Source organism: Nostocoides sp. F2B08 (genome assembly GCF_009184895.1).
In the GTDB taxonomy this organism is placed as follows: domain Bacteria; phylum Actinomycetota; class Actinomycetes; order Actinomycetales; family Dermatophilaceae; genus F2B08.
On sequence record NZ_WESE01000003.1, the window covers coordinates 447,673 to 467,294 of the forward strand.

At 70.3% G+C, this 19,622-nt stretch carries 20 protein-coding genes; 6 read left to right on the forward strand and 14 right to left on the reverse strand.

The features are described 5' to 3' along the window. Positions 1-25: 25 nt before the first annotated feature. Positions 26-2,176, forward strand: coding sequence for a hypothetical protein (locus tag GA707_RS09505; RefSeq protein ID WP_152178168.1), 2,151 nt, complete (start codon positions 26-28; stop codon positions 2,174-2,176). 40 nt (positions 2,177-2,216) lie between these two features. Continuing rightward, a complete protein-coding gene (locus tag GA707_RS09510; protein ID WP_152178169.1) occupies positions 2,217-3,179 on the forward strand; it encodes an endo alpha-1,4 polygalactosaminidase in 963 nt (320 codons plus the stop codon). A 28-nt stretch (positions 3,180-3,207) separates the two neighbouring features. Here the strand turns inward: GA707_RS09510 and GA707_RS09515 are convergent, their stop codons facing one another. From GA707_RS09515 to dapA, 4 genes are all read right to left on the reverse strand, one after another. Then, positions 3,208-4,152: a type IV toxin-antitoxin system AbiEi family antitoxin domain-containing protein gene (locus GA707_RS09515; protein WP_152178170.1), complete on the reverse strand. Its 945-nt coding sequence runs from the start codon at positions 4,150-4,152 to the stop codon at positions 3,208-3,210. Positions 4,153-4,276: 124 nt separating this feature from the next. Continuing rightward, positions 4,277-7,072, reverse strand: a complete 2,796-nt coding sequence (locus tag GA707_RS09520) for a DNA translocase FtsK (protein ID WP_152178171.1) — start codon at positions 7,070-7,072, stop codon at positions 4,277-4,279. A 137-nt stretch (positions 7,073-7,209) separates the two neighbouring features. Continuing rightward, positions 7,210-8,895 (reverse strand): ribonuclease J, encoded by a 1,686-nt coding sequence (locus tag GA707_RS09525; RefSeq protein WP_152178172.1) that lies wholly within the window; start codon positions 8,893-8,895, stop codon positions 7,210-7,212. Further along, on the reverse strand, positions 8,892-9,836 hold the full coding sequence (gene dapA / locus GA707_RS09530; protein WP_152178173.1) for a 4-hydroxy-tetrahydrodipicolinate synthase: 945 nt from the start codon (positions 9,834-9,836) through the stop codon (positions 8,892-8,894). The genes GA707_RS09525 and dapA overlap by 4 nt, the downstream gene beginning before the upstream one ends. 235 nt (positions 9,837-10,071) lie before the next feature. Here dapA and GA707_RS09535 point away from each other — a divergent pair, with 235 nt between their 5' ends. Next, positions 10,072-10,884: a thymidylate synthase gene (locus tag GA707_RS09535; RefSeq protein ID WP_152178174.1), complete on the forward strand. Its 813-nt coding sequence runs from the start codon at positions 10,072-10,074 to the stop codon at positions 10,882-10,884. Beyond that, positions 10,884-11,384, forward strand: coding sequence for a dihydrofolate reductase (locus GA707_RS09540; protein ID WP_152178175.1), 501 nt, complete (start codon positions 10,884-10,886; stop codon positions 11,382-11,384). The genes GA707_RS09535 and GA707_RS09540 overlap by 1 nt, the downstream gene beginning before the upstream one ends. 36 nt (positions 11,385-11,420) lie before the next feature. Here GA707_RS09540 and GA707_RS09545 read toward each other — a convergent pair whose 3' ends face one another. The 3 genes from GA707_RS09545 to GA707_RS09555 form a co-directional block, all read right to left on the reverse strand. Next, the gene (locus tag GA707_RS09545) at positions 11,421-11,948 is read right to left on the reverse strand and encodes a hypothetical protein (protein WP_152178176.1); all 528 of its coding nucleotides are present in this window, start codon (positions 11,946-11,948) and stop codon (positions 11,421-11,423) included. A gap of 86 nt (positions 11,949-12,034) precedes the next feature. Further along, entirely contained in the window at positions 12,035-12,808 is a 774-nt protein-coding gene (locus tag GA707_RS09550) for a hypothetical protein (protein ID WP_152178177.1), read from the reverse strand. Beyond that, positions 12,805-13,464 (reverse strand): SatD family protein, encoded by a 660-nt coding sequence (locus tag GA707_RS09555; RefSeq protein ID WP_152178178.1) that lies wholly within the window; start codon positions 13,462-13,464, stop codon positions 12,805-12,807. The genes GA707_RS09550 and GA707_RS09555 overlap by 4 nt, the downstream gene beginning before the upstream one ends. Before the next feature lie 85 nt (positions 13,465-13,549). Here GA707_RS09555 and GA707_RS09560 point away from each other — a divergent pair, with 85 nt between their 5' ends. Then, complete coding sequence (locus tag GA707_RS09560; protein WP_152178179.1) at positions 13,550-13,780, forward strand: hypothetical protein; 231 nt, start codon at positions 13,550-13,552, stop codon at positions 13,778-13,780. Continuing rightward, entirely contained in the window at positions 13,767-14,021 is a 255-nt protein-coding gene (locus GA707_RS21255) for a type II toxin-antitoxin system VapC family toxin (RefSeq protein ID WP_226963670.1), read from the forward strand. The genes GA707_RS09560 and GA707_RS21255 overlap by 14 nt, the downstream gene beginning before the upstream one ends. 274 nt (positions 14,022-14,295) lie before the next feature. Here GA707_RS21255 and GA707_RS09570 read toward each other — a convergent pair whose 3' ends face one another. Genes GA707_RS09570 through paaA form a run of 7 tightly spaced genes read right to left on the reverse strand, consistent with a single transcriptional unit; the run spans position 14,296 to position 19,537 of the window. Next, positions 14,296-15,138, reverse strand: coding sequence for a M23 family metallopeptidase (locus GA707_RS09570; protein WP_152178180.1), 843 nt, complete (start codon positions 15,136-15,138; stop codon positions 14,296-14,298). Beyond that, positions 15,135-15,647, reverse strand: a complete 513-nt coding sequence (locus GA707_RS09575) for a helix-turn-helix transcriptional regulator (protein ID WP_152178181.1) — start codon at positions 15,645-15,647, stop codon at positions 15,135-15,137. The genes GA707_RS09570 and GA707_RS09575 overlap by 4 nt, the downstream gene beginning before the upstream one ends. A gap of 57 nt (positions 15,648-15,704) precedes the next feature. Next, positions 15,705-16,826 carry a 2Fe-2S iron-sulfur cluster-binding protein gene (locus tag GA707_RS09580; protein WP_226963671.1) on the reverse strand — a complete coding sequence of 374 codons (1,122 nt, stop codon included), beginning with the start codon at positions 16,824-16,826 and terminating at the stop codon, positions 15,705-15,707. Positions 16,827-16,828: 2 nt separating this feature from the next. Then, positions 16,829-17,437 carry a 1,2-phenylacetyl-CoA epoxidase subunit PaaD gene (gene paaD, locus GA707_RS09585; protein WP_152178183.1) on the reverse strand — a complete coding sequence of 203 codons (609 nt, stop codon included), beginning with the start codon at positions 17,435-17,437 and terminating at the stop codon, positions 16,829-16,831. Continuing rightward, entirely contained in the window at positions 17,437-18,192 is a 756-nt protein-coding gene (paaC, locus tag GA707_RS09590; RefSeq protein ID WP_152178184.1) for a 1,2-phenylacetyl-CoA epoxidase subunit PaaC, read from the reverse strand. The genes paaD and paaC overlap by 1 nt, the downstream gene beginning before the upstream one ends. Continuing rightward, on the reverse strand, positions 18,189-18,491 hold the full coding sequence (paaB, locus tag GA707_RS09595; RefSeq protein WP_152178185.1) for a 1,2-phenylacetyl-CoA epoxidase subunit PaaB: 303 nt from the start codon (positions 18,489-18,491) through the stop codon (positions 18,189-18,191). Before paaB ends, paaC begins: the two co-directional genes overlap by 4 nt. Then, positions 18,488-19,537, reverse strand: coding sequence for a 1,2-phenylacetyl-CoA epoxidase subunit PaaA (gene paaA, locus GA707_RS09600; protein ID WP_152178186.1), 1,050 nt, complete (start codon positions 19,535-19,537; stop codon positions 18,488-18,490). The genes paaB and paaA overlap by 4 nt, the downstream gene beginning before the upstream one ends. Between the last annotated feature and the right edge of the window lie 85 nt (positions 19,538-19,622).

The window sequence follows — 19,622 nt, forward strand, 5'->3', positions numbered from 1 at the left end:
CCGCACACGTCCAAGGAGTGACCCCGTGACCACCACCGCGCGCCGGCTGCTGCTGGCTCCTCTCGCCCTCGCCCTTCCATTCGCTCTCGTCTTCCCCACCGGTGCCGTCGCCGAGGCGCCCCCGGGGGGTGACTCCGGCGACGTCGTGCTGGAGCCGATCCCGGTCGAGCCGCCGGCCGTCGAGACCGAACCCGAGCCGCTCCCGGTCAAGACGGGCAGGGTGCCGCTCGACTCCACGACGAGCACCTCCGACTCGACGACCGCCGAACCGGCGCCGACGCTGCAGTCTCTGACCGCAGCGGCCGCGCCCGTGGCGCCCACCAAGCGCGTCGAGTTGCGTGCCCTCGTCCTCGCGGTCGACGGCGCCGACCTGGCCCTCCCCCCATGGGTCGCGATGCTCGACCGGGTGGGCGCCGCATACGACGTCGTCAACGTCGCCTCGACGCCCCTGACGCGCGAGATGCTCGTGGGAGCCGACGGGGTCGGCCGTTACAACGCCGTCCTCCTCACGAGCACGGGTCTGCTGCACGACGCCGGCGGCTCGTGGGTGAGTGGACTGGACACGACCGAGTGGAACACGCTCTGGGACTACGAGCGTGAGTATGCGGTGCGCCAGGCGACCCTGTTCGGCAGCTACGGCACGTGGCCGGAGGAGACGTGCCTGCGCTCGCGCAGCGAGGGCGGAGTCGACGAGGCCGGGATCACCGCGACCCTGACCCCGCGCGGGACGCAGATCTTCGACTACCTCAACCCCGCGGCCCAGATTCCGGTCCAGCTGTCCTGGGTGTACCGCAACGAGGTGGCACCGGGCTGCTCGGCCGAGCCGGTCCTGGTCTCCGGCTCCGACGTGCTCGGCTCGACGATGGTCACCCCCGACGGTCGCGAACAGGTCGCGCTGAGCTTCTCGAGCAACGAGCACCTCATGCAGGCCCACCTGCTGACCTACGGGATGTTCCGGTGGGCCAGCCGGGGGGTGTTCCTCGGCGAGCAGCGGCACTTCCTCAAGCTCGACATCGACGACTTCTTCAACTCCAGCGACCTGATGCTCGAGGACCTCACCTTGGACCCTGACGGCTTCCGGATGACGGGCGACGACGCCCTCAACATCAGGTCGGCCCAGAACGCGCTGCGGACGGCGCACCCGCTCGGCAGTCAGTTCCGGCTGTCCCTGGCCTACAACGGCGAGGGTGTCAACACCTCGACGGTGGCGAGCTGCGCAGGCGGCGGGGAGAGCGCCCTCGTGGCCGCCTCCCTGTGCATCAAGTCCGACGTGGAGTGGATCAACCACACCTTCAGCCACCCGAAGCTCAACTTCACCGACTACCGGACGACCCGCAACGAGATCACCCGCAACCGTCAGGTGTCCACGGCTCTCGGGCTCGGCGCGCCGAACTCGGTGCTCAAGACCGGTGAGTACTCAGGCCTCGGGGTCTACCACCCCGACCCCACCAACGACATCGACCCGCCGACCGACTACGGGCTGATGGCCTCGAACCCGAACCTGATCCGGGCGGCGAACGACACCGGCTCGCGCTACCTCCACGGCAACATGTCGTTCGCGAGCCACGTGCCGGCCTGCTTCAACTGCAACATCGCGCACCCGATGGACACCCGGGTCAAGATCGTGCCGGACTGGCCGACCAACATCGCCTACTTCAGCTCCACCCCGGCGCAGGAGACGGCGTTCTACAACTGGTTCTACGGCCCCAACGGCAAGTTCCCCTACTGGCCGGTGGACCAGACCTACGAGCAGGTCATCGACCACGAGAGCACCGGCGTCCTGCACCGCATCGCGATGGGTTCGATGTACAGCAACACGATGCACATCCCGAACCTGCACGACTACGGCGGCGGCCGGACCCTGGCGTTCGACTGGGCCGACGCGGTCATGGACGAGTACGAGTCCTACTACTCCGTGCCCCTGCTCTCACCGACGTGGACCGCGCTCGCCGGGGCGACCGACGTGCGCACGGCGCATTTCGCGGGCAGGAACCGGGTGCGGGCCATCTGGGACCCGGCCGCCAAGGTCATCCGGTTCACCTCGCCGGTGGCTGCACAGGTCCAGGTCACCGGGCTGCAGGGACCGAAGCAGGTCACCTACGGCAGCAGCCTGATCTCCGTCGTGACCCTCAAGGCCGGAGCCACGTCCTCGTGGACCGCCCGGCCCCTGCCCTGAGGTCGCCGAGGTAACGGTCGACGTAGAGGATGGCGCCGCGATGCCTCGCACGGTCGTCCTGCTGGCGGTGCTGGCGGCGGGGGTGACACTGATCGCTCTCGCCGCCGGCGGAGGACTCGCGCGGTCCGAGAAGGCCGGACCACCGCATACCGAACCCGCCGTGGCGATCCGCCAGGCTGCGGCCACGCAGGTCGGCAGCTGGGTCTACCAGCTGCAGGGCTACCCCGATGGCCGGCTGGACGAGATCGCCGCGTCCCCGCACGACCTGGCGGTCATCGACCTGGCCCGGGACGCGGGCTCGAGCTGGTTCTCGCGTCTGGAGGTCGGGCGGGTGCGGGCGAGCGGCAAGGTCGTGCTCGCGTACTTCGAGATCGGGTCGATCGAGGACTTCCGGCCCGAGGCGGCAGCCGTGCGTGCCTCCCCTCAGGGTCTCGTCCTCAACCGCTGGGAGGACTGGCCCGAAGAGCACTTCGTGCGCTATTGGGAGGAGGACTGGTGGGAGCTCGCGGTCCGGCCGCGCCTGGACCGGGCCCTGGCCGCGGGCTTCGACGGCGTCTATCTCGACACCCCGCTCGCCTATGAGGAGATCGACAAGTCGCTCGTGCCGGGGACGTCGCGGACCGAGCTCGCGCGCCGTATGGTGGCGCTCATCGCCCGGATCTCCGCCTATGCCAAGGAGCGCCGGCCGGGGTTCTGGGTCGTCCCGCAGAACTCGCCGGAGCTGCGGGTCGTGCGCGGCTACCTCGAGGCCATCGACGGGATCGGCATGGAGGAGCTCTTCGTCAAGGCGACGGACGAGCCGTGCACGGAGGACTGGTGCGAGGAGAACCTGGAGCACACCCGGGCCATCCGACAGGCCGGCAAGCTCGTGCTCGCCGTCGACTACGCCGACCGACCGGATCTGGTCATCAGCACGTGCCGGCGGTATGCGCAGGAGGGCTTCGCCGGGTACGTCGCCTCCCTCGCGCTCGACTCGATCCGTCCACCGTGCGGCAGCGTGTGAGTCAAGAGGTGCGATGGCACCGGTTCACTCACGCGATGTCGACTCGCGGCGCGACGCATGCCGGACGACAGGGCACGATGCGTCCGCGGTAGCCGCGGGTCCGCAGCGTGGCGTAGATGTCGGCGGCGAGCTCGCACGGACCGAACTCGATGTCGGCGTAGCCTGCCCGCAGCGTGATGCGCCCGCTGCGTGCGGCGTGGCGGTCGCGAAGGCGGTCACGGTGGATCGACTCGCCACCGTGGGCGAGCAGCCCGTCGCTCTCGAGGATGACGCCGTACGCCTCCCACTCGGCGTCGCGTCTGACCCTGGCGCCACCCTGGACAGCCCTGGTCTGCAGGGTCGGGGTCGGGAGCCCGTGGGCGATGACGACGCGCCTGAGAGACCGAAGCTCGAGCACGCTCTCGACACCGTGGGCCACGGGGTCGAGTGCCGTCGAGATGACGCGGCGGTGCGGATGCCGGCGGAGCCGGGTCAGCTCGAGCTCTAGCTGCCCGGTGGTCACCACTCCCCGATGGACCCATCTGGCGACGAGGTGGACGGTCTCACGCCACGTAACGCCCGGCCGGGCGGTCAGGTCGAGCACGGTCGTGGCGGCTGGCGTCACCGGTAGGCCTCCGCGCTCGACGACGTCGAGGCTCCGCCGCCGGCCCACGCGGGTCCCGGTGAGCCGCTGGACCTGGCGCCCGACCATCGCGCCGGTGATCACCTGTGGCTGCTGGGTCTCGACGCCATGGAGATGCGCGGCGGTCTCGAGAGTCAGCGCGCCCCCGGGGCCGAGGCGCAGCGCCAGCGCGTGCGCCCGCGACTCCCAGGTCCACGGCGCGTGGCGAATCCGATAGAGCCCTCGCGTGATCCGCTCCCACCGACCACTCGTGACGCGCCACCGCACTGCATCGCTCGTCAGGCCCGACGCCAGGGCCTGGTCGTGGGACACCACGCCGTGCTGGCGGCGCAGGATGGCATCGAGACTCATCCGCCAACTGTGCCGCTGTTCTCCACGACGAGCCGTGTGTCATCCACATCTCCCGTCGTCCTGCCGACACCGTGTGAGTTGAGCGGCGTCATCGCACCGGTTCACTCACACGATCGCCGACGCCTCAGCGGCCGGTCAGCTCCCAGGCGTCCTCGCCAGAGCCCGCCTCGACCTCGTCGTACTCGCCGTAGGAGCGCTCGACGACATCCGGCTCGGCCGTGTCGCCCGCGTAGTCGCCTGACACGTAGCCGTCGTCGTCCTCTTCATCACCGACGCCGACGCTCGTGTCCTCCGCCGCCTGGGGCACCTCGTCCCCGCGGATCATCGCCAGCGTCGTCGGCAGGTCGTCGGGACGCACGAGCACGTCGCGGGCCTTGCTGCCCTCGGACGGTCCGACGACGCCACGCGACTCGAGCAGGTCCATGAGGCGCCCGGCCTTGGCGAAGCCGACCCGCAGCTTGCGCTGCAGCATCGACGTCGACCCGAACTGCGTCGTGACGACGAGCTCGGTCGCCTGCAGCAGCAGGTCGAGGTCGTCGCCGATGTCCTCCTCGACGGCCTTCTTCGCGGACGAGACGGTGACGTCCTCGCGGTAGCTCGGCTGGAGCTGCTTCTTCACGTGGTCGACGACGGTGTGGATCTCGGACTCGGTGACCCAGGCACCCTGGACGCGCATCGGCTTGCTCGCCCCCTGCGGCAGGAACAGCGCGTCGCCCTGGCCGATCAGCTTCTCCGCACCCGGCTGGTCGAGGACGACCCGGCTGTCGGCGAGGGACGACGTCGCGAACGCCATCCGCGACGGCACGTTGGCCTTGATCAGACCGGTGACGACGTCGACCGACGGCCGTTGGGTCGCGAGCACGAGGTGGATTCCGGCGGCCCGGGCCAGCTGGGTGATCCGCACGATCGAGGACTCGACGTCGCGCGGCGCGACCATCATCAGGTCGGCGAGCTCGTCGACGATGACGAGCAGGTACGGGTACGGCGACAGGACGCGCTCCGAGCCGGGCAGCGGCTGGAGCTTGCCGGACTTGACCGCCTTGTTGAAGTCGTCGACGTGCCGGAACCCGAACTGGGCGAGGTCGTCATAGCGCGCGTCCATCTCGCGCACGACCCAGTCGAGAGCCTCCGCGGCCTTCTTCGGGTTCGTGATGATCGGGGTGATCAGGTGGGGGATGCCCTCGTAGGCGGTGAGCTCGACCCGCTTGGGGTCGACGAGGACCATCCGCACCTCGTCGGGCGTGGCCCGCATGAGGACCGACGTGATCATCGAGTTGACGAAGCTCGACTTGCCCGCGCCGGTCGCACCGGCGACGAGCAGGTGGGGCATCTTGGCGAGGTTGGCGATGACGTAGCCGCCCTCGACGTCCTTGCCGACGCCCATGACCATCGGGTGGTGGTTGTCCCGCGCGGCCCGGCTGCGGAGGACGTCGCCGAGGGAGACGTTCTCGCGGTCGGTGTTCGGGATCTCGATGCCGATCGCGGACTTGCCCGGGATCGGGCTGAGGATGCGCACGTCGGCCGATGCCACCGCATACGCGATGTTCTTGGAGAGCGCGGTGACCCGCTCGACCTTGACGCCCGGGCCCAGCTCGAGCTCGTAGCGGGTGACCGTCGGCCCGCGCATGAATCCCGTGACCTGGCAGTCGATGTCGAACTGGTCGAGGACGCCGGTGAGCGCCTCGACGACGCGGTCGTTGGCCTCCGAGCGCGTCTTGTGCGGGGCCCCGGGCGCGAGGACGGCGCCGTCGGGGAGGGTGTAGGTGACGTTGCCGGCGAGGCTGAGCTGCTCGACCCGGGCCGGCAGCTGGGCCGTCGGGGGCGGAACGAGCTCGGCCTTCTCGGTCTTGGCGGGAACGTTCGCGGCCTTGCCGCCGACCGGGATCGGCTCGGTCGGCTCCTTCTGCGAGCCGGCGGTATGCGCGGGAGACTCCCCCTGCCCCTTCGCCTTGCGCAGGCCCGCCTTGATCCGGGCGCCGGCTCCGGGGCGCTCGACGATCGCGGCCTGCTCGTAGGCCTCGTCGCCGGCGCGCGGTCCGGTGTCGTCCTCGCGGGTCTTGCGGCTGCGGGACTTCGGACCCGTCTGTGATCCGGACGCCGCGGCCTCGCGAGCCTCGCGCTCGGCGGCCAGACCGGCGCGGCCGTGCTCGATGAAGGTGCGCAGCTGGCCGAAGCGGTGCGGAATCTTGTGCACCGGCGTCGCGAAGAGCACGAGCAGCCCGAAGACACCCAGCAGGACGAGCAGCGGGATCGCGCCGTTCGTCGTGAAGCCGAGGACGAGCGGGTCCGAGGCAAGGAAGCCGACGATGCCGCCCGCGGCGCGCATGCCGGTGGCGCCGTCGGGGGGCTGCGGCACGCCGGCGGAGATGTGCACGAGACCGGCGGCCGCAGCGGTCAGGCAGCCGAGGCCGATGAGGATGCGGCTGTCCGCCGCCGATACCTCGTCGGTGCGCGGGGCGCGGAGCATCCGCAGTCCGAGGATGAGCAGGACGATGGGGACGCCGACCGAGAGCCGGCCGAAGGTGCCCGCGACGACGGCGTGGATGCCGTCGCCGACCGGGCCGGCCAGACTCCACCACTCGCGGGCGGCGACGACGATGGCGAGGGCGATGAAGAGGAGGCCGAGGCCGTCGCGGCGGTGCTCGGGTTCGAGGTCGGAGCCGGCTGAGCCGACCCGACGGACCGCTCCCCCGGCGGTGTGCGCGACCCCCATCCACGTCGAGCGAAGGGCCCGCAGCGGCATCGGAAGGCCGCCGCCCTTGGCGTTCTTGGTGCTCTTGCGGGCCGCGGGCTTGCGGCCGGTCGACCGCGACCCCGAGGTGCCGCGACCTCCGCGGGACGTCGAGCCTCGGGCGGCTGACGACGTGCCGGCGGAACCCCGGGCGGGAGCACGGCGAGGTGTAGACGCACGAGTGGCCATGGTGCGCAGCCTACTCAGATGTCACACACATCCCAGGGAGCACACGCGCACCACGGGTGACCTCGGCTCTCCCCGACGCGGGCGCCCGCCCGACCGCTCGCCGTTTCGGTCCAATTGACAGGAAACGGCGCCCGGGCTCAGGCCTCGATCACGGTCGGCAGGATCATCGGCCGACGCCGGATCCGGCGCCCGACCCAGCTGCCGATCGTGCGGCGGATGACCTGCTGGAGCTGGTGGGTGTCGGTGACTCCGCCCGCGACGGCATCCTCGAGCGCGGTGAGGACCTTGGGCCGGATCTCGTCGAAGACGCCGTCGTCGAGCGCGAAGCCGCGCGCGAAGATCTCCGGACCGGCCACGACCTTGCCGCTGACCGAGTCCACGACAGCGATGACGGAGATGAAGCCCTCGTCGCGCAGGATCTTGCGGTCCTTGAGCAGCGCCTCGTCGGCCTCCCCCACCGAGGACCCGTCGACATAGACATACCCCGCCGGAACGACCCCGGCGACCGAGATCCGCCCGTCCTCGAGGTCGACGACCATCCCGTCCTCGACGACGGCGACGTGTGGGTGCCCGACGCCGGTCTGGATGGCGAGGTCGGCGTTGGCGCGCAGGTGACGCCACTCGCCGTGCACCGGCACGACGTTCTTCGGCTTGACGATGTTGTAGGCGTAGAGCAGCTCACCGGCGCTCGCGTGCCCGGACACGTGCACGCGTGCGGACCCACTGTGGACGACAGTCGCTCCGAGCCGCATGAGCCCGTTGATCACCCGCCACACCGAGCTCTCGTTGCCGGGGATGGCCGACGAGAGCAGCATCACGGTGTCGTCGACGCCGATGTCGATGCGGTGGTCCCGGTTGGCCATCCGAGCCAGCGCCGCCATGGGCTCACCCTGGGACCCGGTGCAGATGAGGACAACGTCGTCGTCCGGCAGGTCGTCGATGGCCTTGAGGTCCACGACAACCCCGGGTGGCACGTTGAGATAGCCCAGGTCCGCCGCAATGCCCATGTTCTTGACCATCGAGCGACCGACGTAGGCGACCTTGCGCCCGGCCTTCGCCGCGGCGTCGAGCACCTGCTGCACCCGGTGCACGTGCGAGGCGAAGCACGCGACGACGATCCGCCGCTTGGCGTGCCGGAAGACCTTGTCGATGGCCGGGGCGATCTCGATCTCGGGCGTCGTGAAGCCCGGCACGGTGGCGTTGGTCGAGTCGGTGAGGAAGACGTCGACCCCCTCCTCGCCCATCCGCCCGAACGCCCGAAGGTCGGTGATCCGCCCGTCGAGCGGCAGCTGGTCCATCTTGAAGTCGCCCGTGTGCAGCAACGTCCCGCCCGAAGTGCGCACCATGACGGCGAGCGCGTCGGGGATGGAGTGGTTGACGGCGATGAACTCGGTCTCGAACCCGCCGAGCCGCTCGATGTCGCCCTCCTTCACCGCGAGCGTGTAGGGCCGGATCTTGTGCTCCTTGAGCTTGGCCTCGACGAGCGCGAGCGTCAGCTGGGAGCCGATGAGCGGGATGTCGGGCTTGAGCCGGAGCAGGAACGGCACGCCGCCGATGTGGTCCTCGTGGCCGTGGGTGAGGACGATCGCCTGGACGTCGTCGAGGCGGTCCTCCAGGAAGCGGAAGTCCGGCAGGATCAGGTCGATGCCCGGGTGGTCGTCGTCGGGGAAGAGCACCCCGCAGTCGATGATGAGCAGCTGGCCGCGGTGCTCGAGCACCATCATGTTGCGGCCGATCTCGCCGAGCCCACCGAGCGGCACGATCCGGACGGCTCCGTCCTTCAGCGGCGGTGGGACGTCGAGATCGAAGTGCGGGTGGCTCATGCGGTGGGTTCTCCAGAGGGTTCGGTCTGCTCGGCGGCCACCGAGGGAACTGTCGTTGCACCGAGGGCGTCGAGCGCGGAGGCGACCGCCGCATACTCATCCTCGGTGGCGGGGATCAGCGGAAGGCGCACGTGTCCGCCCGGGATGACCCCGAGATGGGTGAGACCGGCTTTGGCGGCGATGGCACCCTGGGTGCGGGTCATGACGGCCTCGACGAGCGGGGCGAGCGCGCGGTGGATCTCGCGGAGGCGGGCGAAGTCGCCGGCCCGCGCGGCGGCGACCATCTCGGCGTACCAGAGCGGCGCGACCTGTGAGGTCACGCCGACGATGCCGTAGGCGCCGTTCGCGAAGTGCAGGAGGTTCGCCGCGTCGTCGCCCGAGAACCACAGCAGGTCGGTCTGGTCCATGATCGAGGACGCCTGCCAGTAGTCGGCCTTGGCGTCCTTGACCGCCTGGATGCCGGGGTGCTCGGCGAGCGCGAGGAGGGTGTCCTTGGCGAGCGGGACGCCAGACCGGCCGGGGATGTCGTAGACCATGACCGGCAGCTGGGTCGCGTCGGCGACGGCGCGGAAGTGCGCGACCAGGCCCGCCTGCGGCGGCTTGTTGTAGTACGGCGTGACGACGAGGACCGCGTGTGCGCCGGTCAGCTCGGCCTGGCGGGCGAGCTCGATGGTATGCGCGGTGACGTTGGTCCCGACGCCTGCGGTGACCTTGATCCGGGTTCCGACGGCGTCGAGGACGGCGCGGACGAGGTCGGCCTTCTCGCGGTCGGTCGTCGTCGGCGACTCACCGGTCGTGCCGTTGACGACGAGGCCATCGTGGCCCTGGTCGGCGAGCCAGGTCGCGAGGCGCTGGGCGGCGTCCAGGTCGACCGAACCGTTCTCGCGCATCGGGGTGACCATGGCACTGATGACACGTCCGAACGGTGAGGTCGAGGGCATACCGGACAGGGTACCGTCGGCCCGCGAGCGTCCCCGGCAGCCCGGCGACTCAACGCTGGGGCCCGCCACTTCTTCCAAATTGGACCGAAACGGCGAACGGTCGACGCCAGATCGGTCCTATTGACAGGAAACGATCGACGCTCTCCGACAACCACCTGCGTGCGAACGCGGTGACAATCGAGGGGGCACCGTGCTGCGAACGGACGTCGTCGGGCGTCAGGTAGCGTCAGGTCACATGCGTCAGTACCTCGATCTGCTCGACCACGTCCTCACCCATGGCGTGGACAAGTCGGACCGGACGGGGACGGGGACGCGCTCGGTGTTCGGCTACCAGATGCGCTTCGACCTGACCGAGGGTTTCCCGGTGCTGACGACGAAGAAGCTGCACCTGCGCTCGATCATCGGTGAGCTGCTGTGGTTCCTGCGCGGGGACACCAACGTGCGGTGGCTGCAGGAGCGCGGCATCCGGATCTGGAACGAGTGGGCCGACGAGAACGGCGACCTCGGCCCGGTCTACGGGTACCAGTGGCGCTCGTGGCCGACCCCGCACGGCGGGCACGTCGACCAGATCGCCAAGGTTATCGAGTCGATCCGATCCAATCCGGACAGCCGTCGGCACATCGTCTCCGCGTGGAACGTCGCCGACGTCGACTCCATGGCGCTCCCCCCGTGTCACACGATGTTCCAGTTCTACGTGGCCCCACCGGCGGAGCCCGGCGGCAGGGCCCGGCTGTCGTGCCAGCTCTACCAGCGGTCCGCCGACGTCTTCCTCGGCGTACCGTTCAACATCGCCTCGTATGCGCTGCTCACCATGATGGTCGCGCAGGTCTGCGACCTCGACCCGGCCGACTTCGTCCACACGCTCGGCGACGCCCACCTGTACTCGAACCACGTCGACCAGGCGCGGCTGCAGCTAACCCGTGAGCCGCTCCCCCTTCCCACGATGCAGATCAGCCCGCGCCCTGCCATCGACGAGTACGAGCTCGAGGACTTCGAGCTGGTCGGCTACGAGGCCCACCCGAACATCCCCGCACCGATCGCCGTCTGATGGCCCGCTCGGCAGCCGACTCACGGATCACCCTCATCGCAGCGGTCGCCCGCAACCGCGTCATCGGGGCCGACGGCGACATGCCGTGGCGGATCCCCGAGGACTTCGCCTTCTTCAAGCGCACCACCATGGGCCACCCGATGGTCATGGGACGGGCGACCTTCGACTCGATCGGGCGGGTGCTGCCGGGTCGGCGCTCGATCGTCATCACCCGCAGCCGCAACTGGCGCCACGACGGTGTCGAGGTCGCCGGCTCAATGCCGGTCGCGCTCGACCTCGCGGCCGGCGGTCGTGGCGGCGACGAGGTCTTTGTCATCGGCGGCGGACAGATCTACGAGCTCGCGATGCCTCTCGCAGACCGGCTGCTCATCACCGAGGTCGACCTCGAGCCCGACGGTGACGTCATGTTCCCCCGGATCGACACGAGCGAGTGGGTCGAGGTCTCGCGCGACACCCGCGACGGCTTCGCCTTCGTCGAGTACCACCGCCGCCGGGGCTGAGCACGCTCGAGGCGCACCGCTCGGGTGCGAACGCTGCTACGAATCGCTGAGCTTCTCCACCATCACACCCAGCCCGCGCCGCGCTGACTGTTCGGCGGACAGGACGCGATCCTGCATGGCCCGCGCTTCCGCCAGTGTCGCCTCGGCCCGGGCGACGGCTGCACGACGCGCCTCGAGCCCGTCCTCTCGCTCCCGGTGAGCGGCGTCGAGGTCGTCATGATGGCGCTGCACCTCGGCGCCGGCGAGCTCCACGGCCCGGTCGAGGAGGAAGCGATAAGAGGTGCGCAGCTTCTTCGGGGTGGTCTTGCGCTCCATCCCCTCGACCTCCTCGGTCACCGAGGCGCGCATGAACACGAGCGGGTCGGAGGTGTAGCGCTCGCTCGAGGCCGCATGCTCCGCCTGCTCGAGCCGCGCCTGCGCCTCATCCAGTCCACGCTCAGCCTCCCGGACGGCAGCCGCCGCCCCTTCGAGGTGCGGCGCAAAGCGAGTCTCCAGCGCATACACGAGCTGGTCCTTCTCCCCGGAGGCCAGACCGTCGCCGCCTGCCCGGTTCTGCTCTGTCACCTCGACCCACCTCTCTCACGACACCCTGTAACCCTCACTCTCTCATCCGCACGTCGACGGCCCTCGACCGCGCCGAATGGTGGGCCTCAGGCGAACACGACGACGAACGCCAGGGCGGCGAGCGCGAACAGCCAGGACACGAAGCTGCCGATGAGGAAGTACTCGGTGATCTCGTCGATGCCGGGCTCGCCGCCCGCCCCAGCCCGGCCCACACCCCAGCGCGCCTGGGCCTGCAGCTCGGGGAAGCGGATCAGCCCCTTGGCGGCGATGACGAGCCCGGCAGCCGTCGGCTGCCCGGCCAGGCCGAGACCGAGGATGAGCAGCCGCTCCATCGGGCCGAGGATGCGACCTCCGCGCAACCGGTCCGACGCTTGCGGCTGGCCCGCGGGCTTGAGCGCACCGACGCTCGCGAGGACGAGACGGACGACGATGTTGGCCGTGCTCAGCTGAGCGAGCATGAGCGCGGCGACGAGAAGCACGGTCGTCGCCGACACCATCGCGCCGGCGAGCGGCACCTGCTCCGCCCACGCCCCGAGCAGCCCGTCGTCCTCGCGCGCCGGCACCCAACCGAGGGCGACCACCTGGACCAGCAGACCTGCCGCCAGCAGCCCGAGGGGCAGCGCGTAGTCGAACCTCGACCGCAGCTCCCGCCCGGTCGTGAGCACCCAGCCCGCGACCACGGCCACGCCGAACAGGACAAGCAGGATCTCCGCCACCGAGGACGCACCGAGCAGCACGAGTCCGAGCACCGCGGCCACCGCTGCCGTGACGACGGGCCACATCCCCCCGCGCACCCGGTCACCGGCACGTGCGAGGTCGGCGCACGCGAGCGCGAACACCGTGATCGCGATTGCCGTCATCGCACCCGCCGAAGCTCGGCCGAGGCCGAGACGAGCACGCCGAGCCCGTCGCGGCGCACTCGCTGTGAGACCGCGGAGGGGCTGATCCCCTCCGCGGCGGCGATCTCCACCTGCGTCAGTCCGCTCATCAACCCTCCCAGGATCCGTCGTGACCGGTCGTCCAGCGATCCAAGCAGATGGTCCCGACACTGCAGCGCGGCGTTGAGTGCCGGCTCGCCCGGGCCGTCGCTCCCCTCCGCCAGCCGGTATGCGGTGCGCACCTTCGCCAGCGCCGCCTGTCCCTGCGTCTCGGCGACCCACTCGATGGCGTCGCGGGCCGCCCACCACCCCGGCCCGTCCTGAGTCCCGTCAACGTCAAGAACGGTCACGTCGCCCCAGCCGAGTCCGAAGCGGACGTCGGCCTCCGGCATGAGCGCCAGACGCAGCACCAGGCTGGCCTGCACCGCTGCCCCGACGCTCGCGAACCGGCCCTGGAACTCGTCGCCGACCGTGATCCGCACCGGGTCGACGACCTCGTCGGCGAGCTCGGCGTTGACTCGCGCCAGCGCCTCCAGCAGGGCCGCATGCAGCGCCCTGCGGTCCACCGCGTCACGCGACCCGACAAGGTCCCCGACCAATGTCCCCGATGATGTGGAGAACGACTTCATTTCCGGCATATGAAGATAATATCTTCACTTTTGCCGAATGAAGGTGATATGTGAACTGATTGCATCCTGGCGCCTCTGACGCCATATTGGCGCCATGCCCAGCGTCCAGATCAAGAACGTCCCGGAGGAGACCCACGCTGTACTCCGTCGACGGGCGACCCGGGCCAACCAGTCGCTCCATGAGTACCTGTTGGCTCGCTTGATCGAGGAGGCATCCGCACCGACCCTGGACGAGGTTCTCGAGCGAGCCGGATCTCGAGCGGGTGGTTCCGTCACGCTCACGCAGGCAACGGCCGCCATCCGGTCCGACCGTGATCGTCATTGACGCCGGGGTGCTCCTCGTCGCACTCGTCGACGACGGCCCGGACGGCGACGTCGTCCGCTCGCGACTTCGCGGGAAGCGTCTGGCCGCACCTGAGCTCATCGACCTCGAAGTGCTCTCCGCTCTTCGTGGACTGACGAGGTCGGGCCAGGCCCTTCCGCGACGGGCAGACCTCGCCCTGACGGATCTCGAGAACATTCCCATCGAGCGGGCGCCCCACCGGCGACTGCTCGGGCGATGTTGAGAGTTTCGCGACACCCTGAGCCCGTACGACGCCTCCTATGTCGCCATCGCTGAGGCTTTGGACACGACTCTGCTGACCGGGGACCGACGCCTGTCGAAGGCCGTCGGCCCGCTCTGTCGGGTCGAGGTGATGCAGGTGTCGACCTGACCGGTCGTCCACCGGGATCGCCGCCCCTCACCCGCCAGGCGGGCAAACACCGATCGACGCGATGACTCCTTCAGGCGGTCCTTCTGCAGCAACCGACCGACGGGCACGATCGGGCCATCGCCCGCCATCACCCGCTGTGTGCCGTGAACACCTGACCGGCGGCGGGCAGACCCTCGACGACCGGCGTCGACTCCCCTGAGCCAGCGGCCCGGTCGGTCTCGCTCTGATTGATCTCGATCCCCCGCCACCGGAACGGCAGACCCGCAGCGGCGTTGACCTCGGCCCGGTCCATGAGCTGCAGGTGCAGGTGCGGCTCGCTGCTGTTGCCTGTGTTGCCGACCTCGGCGAGCTGCTGCCCGGCCGTGACCCTACCCCCGACAGCAACGCGCAGCGAGCCGTGGCGCAGGTGGGCATACGCGGAGTACACGCCTTCACCGTGGTCGAGGACGACATGGTTGCCCAGGATGAAGCGCGGGCCGGCGAGCTCGCGGACGAAGGCACCGACCGTCATCATCCAGATGACCGTAGGCCAGCTGCTGCGGGACCGCTGGTCATCCAGCCGGTCGTCCGCGGCGACGACGACGCCGTCCGCGACCGCGTGGACGGGCTCGCCGAAGCAGGAGAACGTCTCCGGCTCTCGGAGCCCCAGCCCCCAGCCGAGGGTCGTCGGCGCGCCGTCGTCCGCGGGGTGGAGGATGTCGATCGCATACTCCTGCCCGTAGGCGCGCACGCCGTGGCTGGGCACCTTGTCCGCAGGGCTGTTCAACCCGACCCAGCGCCCGCGCACAGGTACCTCGATCCACCGCGCCTCCGGGTCCGCCACCCTGGGCGGGCGGACCAGTGCCAAGGCGATGAGGACGAGCGGCAGCAGCGACACCCACCCGGGCAGGTCCGCCAGGGTGAGGATGAGCACGGAGAGCACGAAGAGGCGCAGCCACCACGTCGACAGACCCGCGATCCGCCGCCTCATCGCCGCGCCCCGAGGACGGCACTGAGGAGGGGGATCATGACCTCGGCGGGCACCTCGAGGTGACTACCGCGGTTGCGCAGCCAGCCGGCCGCGGTGAGCTCGCGCACGTGATGGTAGACCTGTCCGCTCGTCCCCATCCCCTCGACCGCGGTCAGGCCCCGGACGGTGTCGACACCGCGCAGCACCTGCTGGGCGATCCGCAGCCGCACCGGGTGACCCAGGGCAGCGAGCCGTGTCGCGGGCATGCTCCAGTCCTCATCGAGCAGCTCATCCGAACCGGCGCTCAGTTGCCAGCGGGCGCGCACCCCACTCGGCGCCGCGGCACTCCCGACGATCATCACCGCGCCCGGCTCCTGCACCCGGGACTCGAGCCCGAGGAGCGCCCAGAACACGTCCGGATCGAGATCCGCGCCGCCGTCGGGCTCGCGCGCTGCCACGGCCGCCTTGATCGAGCGCTCCAGTCGGTCAACGCGCGCTTCGAGCTCGGCCAAACGATGCGCTTCCGTCATGATTACGAAACTACGTAATCACGAACTGCGCGTCAAACCCCGACGAGGCCACCCCCGCTACTCGTCGTAGGTCAGCGTCACCTCGTCCGTCACCGGGTGCGACTGGCAGGCGAGCACCATGCCGGCGGCGATCTCGTCGGCCTCCAGCGCGTACGAGCGGTCCATGCGGACCTCGCCGGCGACGACGCGCGCACGGCAGGTGCCGCAGACGCCCCCGGTGCATGAGTACGGTGCGTCGGGGCGCACCCGCAGCGTGGCCGCGAGGATCGACTCGGCCGAGTCGTGCATCTCGATCCGCGACGTGCGCCCGTCGAGCGTCACCGTGACGACGGCGTCGGCGGCGACGTCCTCCGCCGCGACGGCCGGCACCGGCAGACCGTCCACCGGCACGTGGAACACCTCGTGGTGCACGTGCGCGTGGTCCACCCCGAGGGACGCCAGCAGCTCCTGAGCACCCTCGACCATGCCGAACGGCCCGCACAGGTAGTACTCGTCGACCGACCCGACCGGCGCGAACGCCTGGAACAGCCGATCCAGCCGCGCCGGGTCCATCCGTCCGGACAGCAGCTCCACGGCCTGCGGCTCGCGGGAGAGGACGTGGACGAGCTGGAAACGCCCCATGTGCGCGTTCTTGAGGTCCTCGAGCTCCTCGAGGAACATCACGTCGGCGGTCGCTCGGTTGCCGAAGAAGAGCGTCACCCGTGAGAGTGGCTCGCGCGTGAGGATGTTCTCGACGTGCGAGAGCACCGGGGTGATGCCGGAGCCGGCCGCGATGAGGCAGTGGTGTTTCGCCGCACCCGGGTCGGACGGCACGGTGAAGGACCCGAGCGGCGGCATGACCGCGAGCGTGTCCCCCACTCCCACAACAAAGTTCAGATAGGAGGACATCCGCCCGCCGGGCACCTGGCCGACACCGACGCGCACCGCCTGCATCCGGCGGGCGCGATCCGGCGACAGGCACAGCGAGTACGACTGACGCACGTCCTCGCCGCCGATCTCGGCACGCAAGGTCAGGTGCTGGCCGGCCTCGAAGCGGAGGAACAGCGAGGCCAGCTCGTCCGGCACATCGAAGGTGAGCGCGACGGCCCCCTCGGTCAGCTGCTCGCGGTGGCTGACCCGGAGGTCGTGAAAGTGGTGCCGCTGAGCGGCCCCACCGGTCTGGGGCAGGAGGAGGCTCACGCTCACACCGCCTTGAACTCGTCGAACGGGTCCCCGCACGCCCGGCAGCGGTGCAGCGCCTTGCACGCCGTCGTCCCGAACCGCGCGATGAGCTCGGTGTCCGTCGACCCGCACCTCGGGCAGACAACGGCCACAGACGATTCGGTATGCGGTGCGCGCCCGATCGTCACCGGCACCGGACCGCTCGCACCGGTCGAGCGAGGACCCGGCGGGGCGATGTCGAGCTCGGCGAGCGCGGCGCGCCCCCGCTCGGTGAGCCAGTCCGTCGTCCACGGCGGGGAGTGCACGATCTCGACGGTGGCGTCCCAACCGGCGTCGGCGGCCGCGTCGACGATGTCGCGCGCGATGACCTCCATCGCTGGGCAGCCGCTGTAGGTCGGGGTGATCCGCACCCGTACGGCGCCCGCCGACTCGTCGGCCTCGACGCCGCGCACGATGCCGAGGTCGCCGATCGACAGCGTCGGGATCTCCGGGTCGGTCACCGCCCCGACCCGCTGCTCGACCTCGGCCGCGGACGACCGACTCTCCTCTCGCGAGGGACGGGCCGGCGTTGGTGAAGCAGGGGTTTTCCCACCGCTGAGCCGTCCGTCGCGTGGAGTCGCGCGTGTCATCACCATGTCGCCCCCGGGTGCGAGCGGGCGAGGTGCTGCATCTCGGCGAGCAGATAGCCGCAGGCCTCGGAGTGCAGGCCCTCCCGGCCGCCGCGCGAGCGCCACCGGCTCGATGGCACGCCGTCGAGCGTCGCCTCGGCCAGCACATCCTCGACGAACCGCATCACAGCAGACTTCAGCGTGCTCGGCAGCACGCCGACGCCGGCATCCGCCGCAGCGACCTCGACCGCGGTGTCCTCGAACAGCTCGTCCACATACGGGGCAACGCGCTCGAGCGCCGAGACCATCCGATCATGCGACTCGGACGTCCCGTCGCCGAGCCGCAGCGTCCAGAGCCGGGCGTGGTCGCGGTGATAGCGCGACTCGGTGACCGCCTTGGAGGCGACCCCCGCGAGCTCGACGTCGGCGGAGGAGGCGAGCGCGGCATACCGCTCGACGTCCAGACTCGCGACCAGCAGCAGCCGCACGATCTCGAGGCCGAAGTCGTGCCGGGGCTGCTCGACCAGGTGCACGTGCCGGAACTCGCGCTCGTCGCGCCAGTACGCGTAGTCGTCCTCGCCGCGGCCGGTCCCGTCCAGCGAACCCAAGAGCCCATACAACGACCTCGCCCGCCCGAGCAGGTCGAGGCCGATGTTGCCCAGGGCCATGTCCTCCTCGATCTGGGGAGCACGGCTGATCCACTCCCCCAGCCGCTGGGCGTAGATCAGGGCATCGTCGGCGAGCGCCGCGACGAGCGGCGCGTGAGCCTCACTCACAGGTACTCCACGTCCTCGGGCACCTCGTAGAACGTCGGATGCCGGTAGACCTTGTCCGCCGCCGGGTCGAAGAACGCGTCGCGCTCCTCGGGACTGCTCGCCGTAATCGCGGACGCCGGGACGACCCAGATCGAGACGCCCTCCTGGCGGCGGGTGTAGAGATCACGGGCGTTGTGCAGCGCCAGCGCCGCGTCGGGGGCGTGCAGCGACCCGACGTGCGTGTGCGAGAGCCCGCGCTTGGCGCGCACGAAGACCTCCCACAGTGGCCAGGCGTCCGACTCGGGCGCGGACGCGCTCATGCGGCTCCCGCCCGGGTGCGCTCGGCCTGCTTGCGGGCGTATGCGGTGGCCGCCTCGCGCACCCACGCACCCTCTTCGTGGGCCGAGACGCGGTGCTCCAGGCGCTGTGCGTTGCAGGGCCCGTCGCCCTTGAGCACCCGCCAGAACTCGTCCCAGTCGATGGCGCCGAAGTCGTAGTGCCCGCGCTCGTCGTTCCACCGCAGGTCGGGGTCGGGCAGGGTCAGGCCGATCCGCTCGGCCTGCGGCACGGTCATGTCGACGAACTTCTGACGCAGCTCGTCGTTGCTGAAGCGCTTGATACCCCATGCCATCGACTGCGCCGTGTGGCCCTGCTGCGCCAGCTCGCCGGAGTCGGGCGGGCCGAACATCATCAGCGCCGGCCACCACCACCGGTTCGCGGCGTCCTGCGCCATCTCCTTCTGCGCGTCGGTCCCGCGGGCCAGGGTCCAGAGGATCTCGAAGCCCTGCCGCTGGTGGAAGGACTCCTCCTTGCAGACGCGGATCATCGCGCGGGCATACGGGCCGTAGGAGCAGCGACACAGCGGCACCTGGTTCATGATCGCGGCGCCGTCGACGAGCCAGCCGATCGCGCCGACGTCGGCCCACGTGAGCGTCGGGTAGTTGAAGATCGAGGAGTACTTCTGCCGACCCGTGTGGAGCCGGTCGAGGAGCTCGTCCCGGGAGACGCCGAGCGTCTCGGCCGCCGAGTAGAGGTAGAGCCCGTGGCCCGCCTCGTCCTGGACCTTGGCCATGAGGATGGCCTTGCGGCGCAGCGACGGCGCGCGGGAGATCCAGTTGCCCTCGGGCTGCATGCCGATGATCTCGGAGTGGGCGTGCTGGGCCATCATCCGGATCAGGGTCTGGCGGTATGCCTCGGGCATCGCGTCGCGCGGCTCGATGCGCTGGTCTGCGTCGATGAGCTCGTCGAAGTATCCGTCGAGGGCGGCGGCGTCGGCGGCGTTCAGGGGTTCGTCACGTCGCGGCAGCCGGTCCTTGTGGGACTCGGGTGCGGCCACATCGGTGGGGCCGTAGTCGTTGCCGTACATAGGGTCCAGCATACGGACACGTGCCGACAGGGGCGGTCCCGAGCAATCGGGTGATGTGCCCGCGACCCTGCCCTCGTGTGAGGAT